Origin of the sequence: Burkholderia sp. HI2761, from assembly GCF_002223355.1 — a bacterium.
In the GTDB taxonomy this organism is placed as follows: domain Bacteria; phylum Pseudomonadota; class Gammaproteobacteria; order Burkholderiales; family Burkholderiaceae; genus Burkholderia.
Genome location: NZ_NKFN01000001.1, coordinates 199,015 through 212,251 on the forward strand (window position 1 = coordinate 199,015; position 13,237 = coordinate 212,251).

At 70.2% G+C, this 13,237-nt stretch carries 10 protein-coding genes and 1 pseudogene; 4 read left to right on the forward strand and 7 right to left on the reverse strand.

The features are described 5' to 3' along the window. Positions 1-64: 64 nt before the first annotated feature. From CFB46_RS00960 to mdlC, 3 genes and pseudogenes are all read right to left on the reverse strand, one after another. A pseudogene (locus tag CFB46_RS00960) lies at positions 65-1,008 on the reverse strand (ketopantoate reductase family protein). 14 nt (positions 1,009-1,022) lie between these two features. Continuing rightward, on the reverse strand, positions 1,023-2,474 hold the full coding sequence (locus tag CFB46_RS00965) for an aldehyde dehydrogenase family protein (RefSeq protein WP_089499126.1): 1,452 nt from the start codon (positions 2,472-2,474) through the stop codon (positions 1,023-1,025). 29 nt (positions 2,475-2,503) lie between these two features. Next, the gene (mdlC, locus tag CFB46_RS00970) at positions 2,504-4,111 is read right to left on the reverse strand and encodes a benzoylformate decarboxylase (RefSeq protein WP_089499127.1); all 1,608 of its coding nucleotides are present in this window, start codon (positions 4,109-4,111) and stop codon (positions 2,504-2,506) included. 97 nt (positions 4,112-4,208) lie between these two features. Here mdlC and CFB46_RS00975 point away from each other — a divergent pair, with 97 nt between their 5' ends. The 4 genes from CFB46_RS00975 (at position 4,209) to CFB46_RS00990 (ending at position 9,344) form a co-directional block, all read left to right on the forward strand. Next, positions 4,209-5,120: a LysR family transcriptional regulator gene (locus CFB46_RS00975; RefSeq protein WP_179235016.1), complete on the forward strand. Its 912-nt coding sequence runs from the start codon at positions 4,209-4,211 to the stop codon at positions 5,118-5,120. 173 nt (positions 5,121-5,293) lie between these two features. Further along, on the forward strand, positions 5,294-6,688 hold the full coding sequence (dalD, locus tag CFB46_RS00980; protein ID WP_089499129.1) for a D-arabinitol 4-dehydrogenase: 1,395 nt from the start codon (positions 5,294-5,296) through the stop codon (positions 6,686-6,688). 107 nt (positions 6,689-6,795) lie between these two features. Continuing rightward, a complete protein-coding gene (gene xylB, locus CFB46_RS00985) occupies positions 6,796-8,277 on the forward strand; it encodes a xylulokinase (RefSeq protein ID WP_089499130.1) in 1,482 nt (493 codons plus the stop codon). A gap of 62 nt (positions 8,278-8,339) precedes the next feature. Then, a complete protein-coding gene (locus CFB46_RS00990) occupies positions 8,340-9,344 on the forward strand; it encodes a sugar-binding transcriptional regulator (protein ID WP_089499131.1) in 1,005 nt (334 codons plus the stop codon). A gap of 150 nt (positions 9,345-9,494) precedes the next feature. Here CFB46_RS00990 and CFB46_RS00995 read toward each other — a convergent pair whose 3' ends face one another. From CFB46_RS00995 to CFB46_RS01010, 4 genes are read right to left on the reverse strand one after another with little or no spacing between them, the layout of a single operon-like run. Continuing rightward, entirely contained in the window at positions 9,495-10,604 is a 1,110-nt protein-coding gene (locus CFB46_RS00995; protein WP_027785271.1) for an ABC transporter ATP-binding protein, read from the reverse strand. A gap of 55 nt (positions 10,605-10,659) precedes the next feature. After that, positions 10,660-11,358 (reverse strand): HAD family hydrolase, encoded by a 699-nt coding sequence (locus CFB46_RS01000; RefSeq protein ID WP_027785272.1) that lies wholly within the window; start codon positions 11,356-11,358, stop codon positions 10,660-10,662. Continuing rightward, the gene (locus CFB46_RS01005) at positions 11,355-12,206 is read right to left on the reverse strand and encodes a carbohydrate ABC transporter permease (RefSeq protein ID WP_027785273.1); all 852 of its coding nucleotides are present in this window, start codon (positions 12,204-12,206) and stop codon (positions 11,355-11,357) included. The genes CFB46_RS01000 and CFB46_RS01005 overlap by 4 nt, the downstream gene beginning before the upstream one ends. Next, positions 12,203-13,150, reverse strand: a complete 948-nt coding sequence (locus CFB46_RS01010) for a carbohydrate ABC transporter permease (RefSeq protein ID WP_089499132.1) — start codon at positions 13,148-13,150, stop codon at positions 12,203-12,205. The genes CFB46_RS01005 and CFB46_RS01010 overlap by 4 nt, the downstream gene beginning before the upstream one ends. Positions 13,151-13,237 lie beyond the last annotated feature (87 nt).

Sequence of the window (13,237 nt, forward strand, 5' to 3'; positions counted from 1 at the left end):
CCATCGCCTCGCGTGCGCGGCATCCGTATCGTCACGCGGCGCCAGCCGGCCGCCGGCCTGCTGCTCAGTGCGTCCGTGCGTCGATCAGCCGGACGAGCGCGAGCAGCGTCTCGGCATGCGGCACCGCGACGCCCGCTTCGCGCGCGGCCGCGACGACCTTGCCGTTAATCGCGTCGATCTCGGTGCGGCGGCCCGCGAGCACGTCCTGCAGCATCGACGGGCGATGGCCGCGATGTTCGCGGATCGCATGCTCGACGTTGCGCGCAATGCGTTCGCCGTCGACCGCGATGCCCTTCGCGCGCGCGACGGCGGCGGTCTCGGCCGCGATCGCCAGCGCGAGCCGCGGACCGTCGTGATGATGGCCGAGCTGGTCGACGGTGCAGCCCGTCGCCGCGCACAGCGTGTTGAGCGCCGCATTGAACGCGACCTTCTCCCAGATCGCGGCCCATACGTCGGCATCGAGCGTGCACGCGAGCCCCGCGCGCGACAGCGCGTCGGCCACGGCCGTCGCGAACGGGCGCGCCGCGCCGTCGGCCGTCATCATGCGGATCGTGCCGGCGCCGTGCGAGCGCACGTGCGCGGGTCCGGCCGCATCGGCCGGCCACGTCGTCACGCCGACCAGGATGCGCTCGAGCGGCACGAACGCATTCAGCGTCTCGACGTTGCCGAGCCCGTTCTGCAGCGTCAGCACGAACGTGCCCGGCGTCAGCAGCGCGCGCACGCCGTCGAGCCCGCCCGCGTGTGCAGCGATTTCGTGAAAACGATCAGCAGGTCGAACGGTGTGTCGGGCGCGGCGGCCGCATGCGCATTCGCGGCCTCCGGCCGCACGGCCTGCAGCGTGCGAATGCGCCGTTCGCAGCGATCGTCGTCGATGCGCAGCCCGTCGCGACGGATTGCATCGAGATGCGTATCGTTCACGTCGATCAGCGTGACGGCTTCGCCGCTTTCGGCGAGCCGCCCGCCGAACAGCGAGCCCATCGCGCCCGCTCCCAGAATCGCGATTCTCATCGTCGGCGGCCTCGTCAGAACGGATAGTGGCGCGGCGCCGTCTGCACGGTGATCCAGCGCAGGTCGGTGAACGCGGCGATGCCGGCGTGGCCGCCGAAGTGGCCGAAGCCGCTGTCCTTCACGCCGCCGAACGGCATCTGCGCCTCGTCGTGCACGGTCGGGCCGTTCACGTGACAGATGCCCGATTCGATACGCGCGGCGACACGCAGCGCCCGCGCGACGTCGCGGCTGAACACGGCCGACGCCAGCCCGAACGCGTTGTCGTTCGCGCAGCGGATCGCGGCCTCCTCGCCGTCGACGCGCACGATGCCCTTCACCGGGCCGAACGATTCTTCCGCGTAGAGGCGCATCGCCGGCGTCACGTGGTCGAGCAGCGTGGCGGGAAACAGCGTGCCGTCGGCCTTGCCGCCGCACAGCAGCGTCGCGCCGTGCGCGAGCGCATCGTCGATCAGCGCGTTGCAGCGTTCGACGGCCTTCGCGTCGATCAGCGAACCGAGCACGACGGGCCCGTGGCGCGGGTCGCCCAGCGGCAGCGATGCGGCCTTGCCGGCAAGCTTCGCGACGAACGCGTCGGCGATCGACGCATCGACGACGATGCGCTCGGTCGACATGCAGATCTGCCCGGAATTCGCGAATGCGCCAAATGCGGCCGCGGCGACCGCCGCGTCGAGATCGGCATCGTCGAGCACGACGAACGGCGCCTTGCCGCCGAGTTCCAGCACCGACGGCTTCAGGTGACGCGCGCACGCTTCGGCGACGATCCGCCCGACCCGCGTCGAGCCGGTGAAATTCACGCGGCGCACGGCCGGATGCGCGATCAATGCATCGACGACGGCGCCCGCATCGTCGGGCGCGTTCGTCACGAAGTTGACGACGCCCGGCGGCAGCCCGGCCTCCTGCAGCGCCTCGACGACGAGCCCGTGGGTGACGGGACACAGTTCCGAGCCTTTCAGCACGATCGTGTTGCCGCATGCGAGGGGCAGCGCGAGCGCGCGCGTCGCGAGGATCACCGGCGCATTCCACGGCGCGATGCCGAGCACGACGCCGGCCGGCTGCCGCACGCCCATCGCGAGCGAGCCCGGCACGTCGGACGGAATCAGCTCGCCGCCGACCTGCGTGGTCAACGACGCGGCCTCGACGAGCCCGCTCGCCGCAAGCCGCACGTTGAAGCCGGCCCACAGCGCGGATGCGCCCGTTTCGGCCGCCATCGCGGCGACGAACTGCTCGTGTTTCGCTTCGAGCGCGGCGGCCGCCTTCAGCAGCAAGGCGCGTCGCGCGCCGGGGCCGAGCGCGGCCCATTCGGGAAACGCACGGGCGGCCGCATCGGCCGCCGCGCGCGCATCGTCGACGGTGCCCGCGGGCGCGACCGACGCGATTTCGCCGTCGAGCGGGTTGCGGCGCACGAAGGTCGCGCCGCTAGACGAGTGGCGGCGTTCGCCGCCAATCAGCATCGCTACGGTTTGCATGGAATCTCCGGAAAGACGCGCGCGGCGCGTCAGGCAATCTCGACTTCGACGACGACCGGCGTCGCGGCCCGCAGTGCGTCGGTCAGCGTGTCGCGCAGGCGGCCGGCATCGGCGACGCGCACGCCGCGGCAACCCATCCCTTGCGCGAGCGCGACGAAATCCAGGTCGGGCAGATCGGTGCCCTGCACCGGGTCGCCGGGGCCGAAGCCGAACACGGGCGCGAAATCCTGCAGCGCCGCGTAACGCCGGTTGTTCAGGATCACGAACGTGATCGGCAGTTTCAGCTGCGCGGCGCTCCACAGCGCCTGGATCGAATACAGGCTCGAGCCGTCGCCGATCAGCCCGATCACACGCCGGCCGGGCTGCGCGAGCGCGACGCCGACGGCGGCCGGCATCCCGTAGCCCAGACCGCCGCTGTCCATCGTGTAGAACGTGCCGCTGCGCGTGAACGGCAGATGCTCCTGCATCACCGACCGTGCGCTCGGCGCCTCCTCGACGACGATGTCGTGCGCCTCGCGCACGTCGGCGAGCGTCTGCAGCGCGAACGCGACCGACATGCGCTCGCCGGCGGCGGGCGGGTCGACACGTACGTGCGGCGGGCGCGGCGCGGGCATCGGCCGCTCGGGCGGCGTGGGCCGCGCCAGCAGGTCGCGCGCGGCGAGCCGCAGATTGCCGACGACCGCGTCGCCCGATGGCGTCCACGCGGCGACGCCCGGATCGTCGACGAGCTGCACGAGCGTGGCGCCCGGCGGCACGTGCGGGCCGAAGCCTTCGATGTGATAGGTGAACGCGGGCGCGCCGAACGCGAATACGAGATCGTGCCCGTCGAGCCGCTCGACGATCTTCTCGCGGATCGCGGGCAGGAAGCCGGCGAACAGCGGATGGTCCTCGGGGAAGCTGCAGCGCCCCGACATCGGCGCGACGTACACGCGCGCACGGTGCCGCTCGGCGAGACGCACGGCCTCGTCCCACGCGCCCGCGCGATCGACGGCCGCGCCGACCACGAATGCGGGGCGCCGCGCGGCGTCGAGCGCGTCGCCGAGCCGCGCGAGCGCGTCGGGATCGGGCCGCACGATGCTGCTGACGTCGCGCCGCGGCAGCCGCTCGGCCGGCTGGTCCCAGTCGTCGACCGGAATCGACACGAACACGGGGCCGCGCGGCTCCTGCATCGCGATGCGGTACGCACGCGCGATCGCGGCCGGCACGTCCTGCGCGCGAGCGGGCTCGATGCTCCATTTCACGTAAGGCTTCGGCAGCTCGGCGGCCTGCGTCGCGCCGAGGAACGGATCGAACGGCAGAATCGCGCGCGCCTGCTGGCCCGCGGTGACGATCAGCGGCGTGCGGTTCTTGAACGCGGTAAAGAGATTGCCCATCGCGTTGCCGACGCCCGCCGCCGAATGCAGATTGACGACCGCCGCGTTGCCGGTGGCCTGAGCATGGCCGTCGGCCATCCCGACCACGACGGCTTCGTGCAGGCCGAGCACGTAGCGGAAATCGTCGGGGAAGTCGCGGAACATCGGCAGCTCGGTCGAGCCGGGATTGCCGAACACGCGGTCGATGCCGAACTGGCGGAGCAAGTCGATGACCGCATCGCGAACGGTGATCGATGCGGCGGAAGGGGGCGGGTGACCGGACATGCTCGGCGCTCCTCGATGGCTTGGCGGTTTCCACAGTATCGAAGCGCAAGCCATTCACCGATACTGTATTTTCTGCACAAAGCCATTACGCTCCGGCATGACTTTCGATCTCCGACAACTGCGCGCGTTCACGACGATCGTCGCGTGCGGCAGCCTCGGCCGCGCGGCCGACGCACTGCACGTCACGCAGCCGGCGCTGAGCCGGATCCTGAAGCGGCTCGAGGAGCAGGTCGGCGCGCCGCTGTTCGAGCGCCATTCGAAGGGGGTGCAGCTCACCGCGTTCGGCGAAGCGTTGCTGCCGCACGCGACGCTGCTGCAGCACGAGGCCGAGCATGCGCGCGAGGAGCTCGACGCGATGCGCGGGTTCGCGAAGGGCACGATCAAGGTCGGCACGGTGGGCAGCATCGCGAGCCTCGTGCTGCCGGTCGCGGTCGGCCGCGTGCTCGACCGCTGGCCGAACCTGCGCGTCGAGATCCTCGAAGGCGTGTGGGACCGGCTCGCGGAAGGGCTGAACAAACACGAGATCGACCTCGCGCTGTCCGCGCACGGGCCCGATACCGACGAGATCGTCGCGATCCCCGAATGCCGCTGGGAAGATCGCAGCCATATCGTTGCGGCGCCGCACCATCCGCTGCGCGCGCTCGGCCGCGCGCCGACGCTCGCCGATACGCTGAACGCACGCTGGGCGCTTCCGCCGCGCGGCACCGCGCCGTTCGACCACATGCGCGCGACCTTCGACGCGCACGGGCTCGCGCTGCCCGACATCGCGGTCGAGACGCGCTCGGTCACGACGCTGAAGAGCCTCGTCGCTCACGCGGGCTTCCTGAGCTGGATGGCCGAGCCGATGGTCGGCGCCGAGCAGCGCGCCGGCACGATCGACACGCTGCCCGTGCGCGAAGTGGTCGCGGTGCGCACGCTCACCGCCTTCCGGCGCCGCCACGGGATCCTGCCGGGGCCGGCCGGCAAGCTGCTCGACGAACTCGTCGCACTCACGCGCGAAGGGCGCTGACGCTTTTTCCGCCCGCTCCGTCGCACCTGCCCTGCCCGCGCACCGCCGCAACGCACCATCGAAATGCCATTTCCCCGCCTTGACTTTCGCTCGCCCGAATACGATCATTCGCTCACACAAAGAGCAAATGATCGTATTCGACAGGATAGACAGGCAGGAAAAGGAGACACCGGATGAGTGAATCGCCCTCCGCCCGCACGCCCGTGCTGCTGCACATCGGCGCGGGCTCGTTTCACCGCGCGCATCAGGCGTGGTATCTGCATCGCGTGAACGCGGCCGTGCCGGCCGACGAACGCTGGTCGCTGACCGTCGGCAACATCCGCGACGACATGCGCGCGACGATGGACGCGCTCGCCGCGCAACATGGCGCGTACACCCTCGAAACCGTCACGCCGCAAGGCGAGCGCGCCTACGAGACGGTCCGTTCGATCACGCGCGTGCTGCCGTGGTCGATCGATCTCGCCGCGCTGATCGACGCCGGCGCCGATCCGGCCTGCCGGATCGTGTCGTTCACCGTCACCGAAGGCGGCTACTACCTCGACGAACACAACCGGCTCGACCTGGCGAACGCCGATCTCGCAGCCGACCTGCAGGGCGCGCGCACGACCCTGTACGGCGCGCTCGCGGCGCTGCTCGCCGAACGCGTGAAGCGCGGCGCGGGCCCGCTCACGCTGCAAAGCTGCGACAACCTGCGCAACAACGGCGCACGCTTTCGCGCGGGGATGCGCGAATTCCTCGAACGGCGCGGCGAAACGGATCTCATCGCGTGGTTCGATGCGAACGTCGCGACGCCCAGCGCGATGGTCGACCGCATCACGCCGCGCCCGACCGACGACGTGCGCGAGCGCGTGCGCGCGGCCACCGGCATCGACGACGCGTGCCCGGTGATGGGCGAAGCGTTCATCCAGTGGGTGATCGAGGACCGCTTCGCGGCCGGCCGGCCGCGCTGGGAGCTGGCTGGCGCGGAACTCGTCGAGGACGTGCATCCGTACGAGGAAGCGAAGATCCGCATCCTCAACGCGACGCACAGCTGCATCGCATGGGCCGGCACACTGGCGGGCCTTACGTATATCCACGAAGGGACGCACGACGCCGCGATCCGCCGCTTCGCGCACGACTACGTGACGCAGGACGTGATTCCGTGCCTCACCCCGAGCCCGCTCGATCTCGCGCGCTACCGCGACGTCGTGCTCGAGCGCTTCGGCAACCCGTACGTGCTCGACACGAACCAGCGCGTCGCGGCCGACGGCTTCTCGAAGATCCCCGGCTTCATCGCGCCGACGCTCGTCGAATCGTTCGCGCGCGGCGCCGCGCCGGTCGCCACCGCCGTGCTGCCCGCGCTGTTCCTGCGCTTTCTCGAACGCTGGGCGCGCGGCACGCTGCCGTATGCGTACCAGGACGGCGTGATGGACGAAAGCGCCGCGCGTGCGATCGTCGAAGCCGACGACCCGGTCGTCGCGCTGTGCGCGAGCCGCCCGCTGTGGGGGTCGCTGGCCGGCAACGCGGCGCTGTTCGAGGCGCTGCGCGGCGGGCTTTGGCGCGTCGACGGATGGCTCGCGCAGCGCTGACGCGCGGCGGCCGCCACGCACGAGCGTGCATTCGGGCGAACCAGCCTTGGCAGGTGCCCGGCCGCGCGACTAAAGTAGCGGCTCCTCTCTGACGGAACGGATCGCTCATGTATCTCGGCATCGACCTCGGCACCTCGGAAGTGAAGGTGCTGCTGCTCTCGCCGGACGGCGCGGTCGTCGGCACCGCCGGCTCGCCGTTCACGGTGTCGCGGCCGCATCCGCGCTGGGCCGAACAGCATCCGGACGACTGGTGGCAAGGCACGCTCGCCGCGCTCGCGGCGCTGCGCGAACGGCACCCCCAGGCGTTCGCGCAGGTGCGCGGCATCGGCCTGTCGGGTCAGATGCACGGCGCGGTGCTGCTCGGCTGCGACGATCGCGTGCTGCGCCCCGCGATCCTGTGGAACGACATGCGCAGCGCCGACGAATGCGCGCTGCTCACCGAACGCGCGCCCGATCTCCACGCGCTGGCCGGCAACCTCGCGATGCCCGGCTTCACCGCGCCGAAACTGCTGTGGGTCGCGAAGCACGAACCCGAGGTGTTCGCGGCGACCGCGTGCGTGCTGATGCCGAAGGACTACCTGCGATTCCGGCTGACCGGCGCGAAGGTGTCGGACCCGTCGGACGCCGCCGGCACGCTATGGCTCGACGTTGCACGCCGCGACTGGTCCGACGCACTGCTCGCCGCGTGCAGGATGACGCGCGAGCAGATGCCGCGCATCGTCGAAGGCAACGCGCCGTCCGGCACGCTGCGCGCGGACATCGCACGCGAGCTCGGGCTGTCGGAGGCCGTGGTGGTCGCGGGCGGCGGCGGCGACAACGCGACGAGCGCACTCGGCATCGGTGCGATCCACGCGGGCGACGGCTTCGTGTCGCTCGGCACGTCCGGGGTGCTGAGCGTAGTCGGCGACCGCTTCATGCCGAATCCCGCCTCGGCCGTGCATGCGTTCTGCCATGCGATTCCCGATCGCTGGCAATTGATGAGCGTCGTGCTGTCGGCCGCGAGCTGCCTGCGCTGGGTCTGCAAGCTGACCGGCACCGACGAGCCCGCGCTGCTCGCCGAAGTCGCGGCGCTCGACGCCGACGCGCTCGCGGCGGCGCCGCTGTTCCTGCCCTACCTGTCGGGCGAGCGCACGCCGCACAACGATCCGTACGCGCAGGGCGCGTTCTTCGGGATGACGCACGCGACCGAGCGCGCACACCTCGGCTATGCGGTGCTCGAAGGCGTGACGCTCGGCCTCGCCGACGGCCTCGACGCGCTGCATGCGGCCGGCGTCGAAACCGACCAGTTGTCGCTGATCGGCGGCGGCGCGCGCAGCGCGTTCTGGGCGCAACTGATCGCGGACGCGCTGAACGTGCGCACGCGCCAGATCGGCGGCGGCGAAACGGGCGCGGCGCTCGGCGCGGCGCGGCTCGGCTGGCTCGCCGTCGGCGGCGATCCGCATGCGGTGCTGACCAAGCCGCCGGTGCGCGCCGAATACGCACCGGACGCCGCCCGCCATGCGCGGCTGCGCGAACGCCTCGATGCGTTCCGCGCGCTGTACCGTCACGTGCGGCCGTTGTACGAACCGTCGCGCGCACGGCTCGCGTAGGCGCCGCGCTCGCGCGCGCGGCCGCCGGCCGTGCGCGCGACTGCGGTACAGTGGATGCCGTCATGCGGCCCGCCGGCCGGTCCGCGGGGCGGCCCCCAGATCCGAACCGAATCGTTATCGTGTCCAAGTCCTCAGAAAAACTCGATCTCGCCACGCGCGCCGCGTGGCTCTATTACGTCGCGGGCGACACGCAGAACGAAATCGCCGAAAAGCTGCAGGTGTCGCGCCCCGTCGCGCAGCGCCTCGTCGCGTTCGCGGTCGAGAAGAATCTGATCCGTGTGCGCGTCGACCATCAGCTGGCCGACTGTCTCGATCTCGGCGCGCAACTGTCGAAACGCTACGGCCTCGCGATGTGCGAAGTCGTCCCCGTCGACGCCGACGCGCCCGACGCGATCGACCGCAAGCTCGCGGTCGCCGGCGCGCAGGTGATGGAGCGCTACCTGAACGAAACGCGGCCGATGGTGATCGCGGTCAGCAGCGGCCGCACGCTGAAGGCCGCGGTCGCGCAGATCGCGCAGATCGAGCGCCCGCAGCACCGGCTCGTGTCGATGGTCGGCGCGATCGCGGCCGACGGCTCGTCGAACCGCTACGACGTCGCGCAGTACATCTCCGAGAAAACCGGCAGCAAGCATTTCCTGCTGCCCGCGCCGCTGTTCGCCGACAGCGACGCCGAGCGCGCGCAGTGGTGCAATCACCGGTTGTACCGGATCGTCGAGGCGCTGTCAGGCGAGGCCGACGTCGCGTTCGTCGGGATCGGCAACATCGGCCCGCACTGCCCGCTCTACGAAGACGGCTTCATCACCGAACAGGAGCGCGACGAGATGACCGCGCTCGGCGCGGTGGCCGAACTGCTCGGCGTGCCGATCGACGCGCAGGGCACGCAGATCACCGTGTCGACGAGCGCGCGCGTGACGAGCGTCGCGCTTGCGACGCCGCCGAAGCTGCCGACGATCGCGTTCGCGGGCGGCCCGAAGAAACACGACGCGGTGATTGCCGCGCTGCGCGGCGGCTGGCTGTCGGGGCTCGTCACCGACGAAACCTGCGCGCGCGCTGCGCTCGGCGCATGAGTACGGCCTGAGAAGGCGTACAGCGGGCGACCTTCTCGCCCCTTGGCCGGCGCCGGCGAACGTCCGCGCAATCGGCCTGCACGTGCCCGTCACCGCTTCGGAAAAACGCTCTGCGCAGGCGGCAATCGACCGCCGCCTGCCCCTACCCCGTCACGCAGCCTTCGCGTGCACGCTCAACCGGCGGAACGCCTGCCCGTGCTCGTCGAACAGGTGGCAATGCTCGGCCTGCGCATGCACGCGCAGCACGTCGCCGGTGCGGTACGTGTCGAGCGGCGGAATCCGCGCGATCAGCCCGTCCGGCGCGATGGCCGACTCCGCATATAGATACGCGGCGTCGCCGAGCGACTCGACGGCCATCGTCCGCGCGGCGACGCCGTCCGCCGCTGCATCGACCAGCAGGTGCTCGGGCCGCACGCCGACGGTCACTGCGGCGCCGCGTTGCAGCCCTGCGGCTTCGACCGCGACGCGCTGCGTCTCGCCGCTGTCGAACCGCACGAGCACGCCGCCCGCATCGGCCGATTCGACCGTGCCCTTCAGGAAGTTCATCTTCGGCGAGCCGATGAAGCCCGCGACGAACTGGTTCGCCGGCGCGTGATACAGCGCGTTCGGTGTGCCGACCTGCTGCACCGCGCCGCCCGACAGCACGACGATCTTGTCGGCGAGCGTCATCGCCTCGACCTGGTCGTGCGTCACGTAGATCATCGTCGTCTTCAGCTCGTCGTGCAGCCGCGCGAATTCCAGCCGCATCTTCACGCGCAGCGCGGCGTCGAGGTTCGACAGCGGTTCGTCGAACAGGAACACCTTCGGCTTGCGCGTGATCGCGCGGCCGATCGCGACGCGCTGCCGCTGACCGCCGGACAGCTGCTTCGGCTTGCGATCGAGCAGATGATCGATGTGCAGGATCCTGGCGGCCTGCTTCACGGCCTGGTCGATCTCGGGTTTCTTCGCGCCCGCGAGCTTGAGGCCGAACGCCATGTTGTCGTACAGCGTCATGTGCGGGTACAGCGCATACGACTGGAACACCATCGCGATGCCGCGCTTCGCGCTCGGCACGTCGTTGACCTTCGCGCCGTCGATCAGCAGGTCGCCGTTCGAAATGTCTTCCAGGCCGGCGATCATCCGCATCAGCGTGGATTTGCCGCAGCCGCTCGGCCCGACGAATACGACGAATTCGCCGTCGGCGATGTCGAGGTTCACGTTGCGCAGCACTTCGGTGTCGTCGTAGCGCTTCGCGATGTTGCGCAGGAGCACGCTTGCCATGATCTGTCTCCGTTCGTTCGTGATGCGCCGCCTGACCGGCGGCGCTTGATCGTTGCTAGTTCGGCAGCACCGCGCCCGTCGCCTGCCAGCGCGCGACGTAGCCGGGCAGCTCGTGCATGTCGTCGAATACGTGACGCGCGCCGATGCCGCGCAACGCGTCGATCTGCGCGGCCGACGCGTGCCCGCCGCCGACGAAGCCGAGCACGGTCATGCCGGCCGCGGCCGCGGCAGTGATGCCGGTCACGCTGTCCTCGACGACGAGGCAGTTCGCGGGCGCCGCGCCGAGCGTGCGCGCGGCCGCCAGATACACGTCCGGCGCCGGCTTCGGCCGTGCGACCGAATCCGCGCAGAACAGCCGGTCGCCGAAAAAGCGCGCGAGACCGGTGCGCGCGAGCGCCGATTCGACGTACGCGCGATAGCTGTTGCTCGCGCAGGCGGTCGTCAGCTCGATCGCCGCAAGTGCCGCGTCGATGCCGTCGACCATCGGCGCGTTGACGGCCGCCGCCTCGACCGCGCGGCGGATCGCGTCGACGTCGTCGGCCGACAGCGTGCGCCCCACCGCTTCGCTCGCGCCCGCCAGCACGCGCTCGATGCGCAGCCCGAGCAGCGGCATCACGGCCGGCCGCGCATCGACGCCCGGCCAGCGCGCGTCGAGCTCGCGCACGATCACGTCGGCGGCCACGGCCTCGCTGTCGATCAGCACGCCGTCGCAATCGCAGATCAGCACGTTCGTCCCTGCGCTTGGCCCCCTCATTTGACCGCCCCGAACGTGAGCCCCCGCACGAGCTGCTTCTGCGACAGCCAGCCGACGATCAGGATCGGCGCGACCGCGAGCAGCGAAGCGGCGGACAGCTTCGCCCAGAACAGCCCTTCGGGGCTCGAGTACGACGCGATGAACACGGTCAGCGGCGCGGCGTTCGAGCTCGACAGGTTGATGCTCCAGAACGCCTCGTTCCACGACAGGATCACGAGCAGCAGCGCGGTGGATGCGAGCCCCGGCAGCGCCATCGGCATCAGCAGGTAGACGATCTCCTGCCACGTCGACGCGCCGTCGATGCGCCCGGCCTCGAGGATGTCCTTCGGGATCTCGTTGAAGTACGTGAAGGTCATCCACACCGCGATCGGCAGGTTGATCAGCGTGTAGACGATCACGAGCCCCGACACCGTGTCGAGCAGCCCGGCGTTCTTCCACAGCAGGTAGATCGGCACCAGCACGCCGACCGACGGCATCATCTTCGTCGACAGCATCCACAGCAGCACCTTCTGCGTGCGGTGGTTCGGGAAGAACGCCATCGCGTACGCGGCCGGCACCGCGAACAGCAGCGAGATCACCGTGACGCCGGCCGAGATCAGCACCGAATTCCATGCGAACGCGAAGTAGTTGCTGCGCGCGAACACCTCGCGGAAGCTGTCGAGCGTCGGCATGAAGAACAGCGTCGACGCGTACGCCTGCTGCTCGGTCTTGAACGCGGTGATCGCCATCCAGAAGATCGGGAAGAACAGCAGCAGCGCGATCAGCCACGCGAGCGTGCCGGGCAGCGCGCGCCGCACGAGGTCGAACACGGCCGGCGTGCGCCGGCCTGCGAAGGTCAGGTCGCTCATTTTTCGTATTCCCCCTTCAGGTTGCGCGCGAGCATCCGCACGAGGAAGAACGACACGACGTTCGCGACCACGACGGCGATGATGCCGCCCGCGGATGCGAGGCCGACGTCGAACTGCTGCAGGCCGAGCGCGTAGATCAGGTAAGACAGGTTGGTCGTCGCGTCGCCCGGGCCGCCGCCGGTCGTCGTGTAGATTTCCGCGAAGATCGACAGCAGGAAGATCGTCTCCATCATCACGACCACGGCGATCGCGCGCTTCAGGTGCGGCAGCGTGATGTAGAAGAACATCGCGATCGGGCCGGCGCCGTCGATGCGCGCGGCTTCCTTCTGCTCCTGGTCGAGCGACTGGATCGCGGTGAACAGGATCAGGAACGCGAACGGCAGCCACTGCCACGCGACGATGATGATCACGGCGGTCAACGGGTAATCGGCGAACCAGTCGATCGGCGTCATCCCGAGCGCGCGCATCGCGTTCGCGACGAGCCCGTACACCGGATGCAGGATCATGTTCTTCCAGATCAGCGCGGAGACGGTCGGCATCACGAAGAACGGCGCGATCGCGAGCAGGCGCGCGATGCCCTGCCCGTAGAACTTGCGGTCGAACAGCACGGCCATCAGCACGCCGCCGACCACGGTGATCGCGAGCACCGCGCCGATCAGCACGAGCGTGTGCCAGATCGCGGGCAGGAACGACGGATCGGTCGCGAGGAAACGGTAGTTGTCGAGCCCGGCGAAGCCCTTCACGTCCGGGTTCAGCAGGTTGTAGCGCGAGAACGAATACCAGATCGTCATCGCGAGCGGAATCGACATCCACAGCAGCAGCACCGCGACGGACGGCGACACGAGCCAGCTCGCGCCGCCGCGCGCACGACGCGGTGCGCCGGGCGGCAACGACGCGTCGCCGACCGACGGCGCGTGACTCAGGGGAAGACGCAGGTGACGCATGATCGGAGTCCCTCCGGTTGATGCGCGGGCGCGAACGGCCTGCCCGCCTGTCGGCTTCGCCGGCCCGCGCCGTGCGCAACGGTGCAC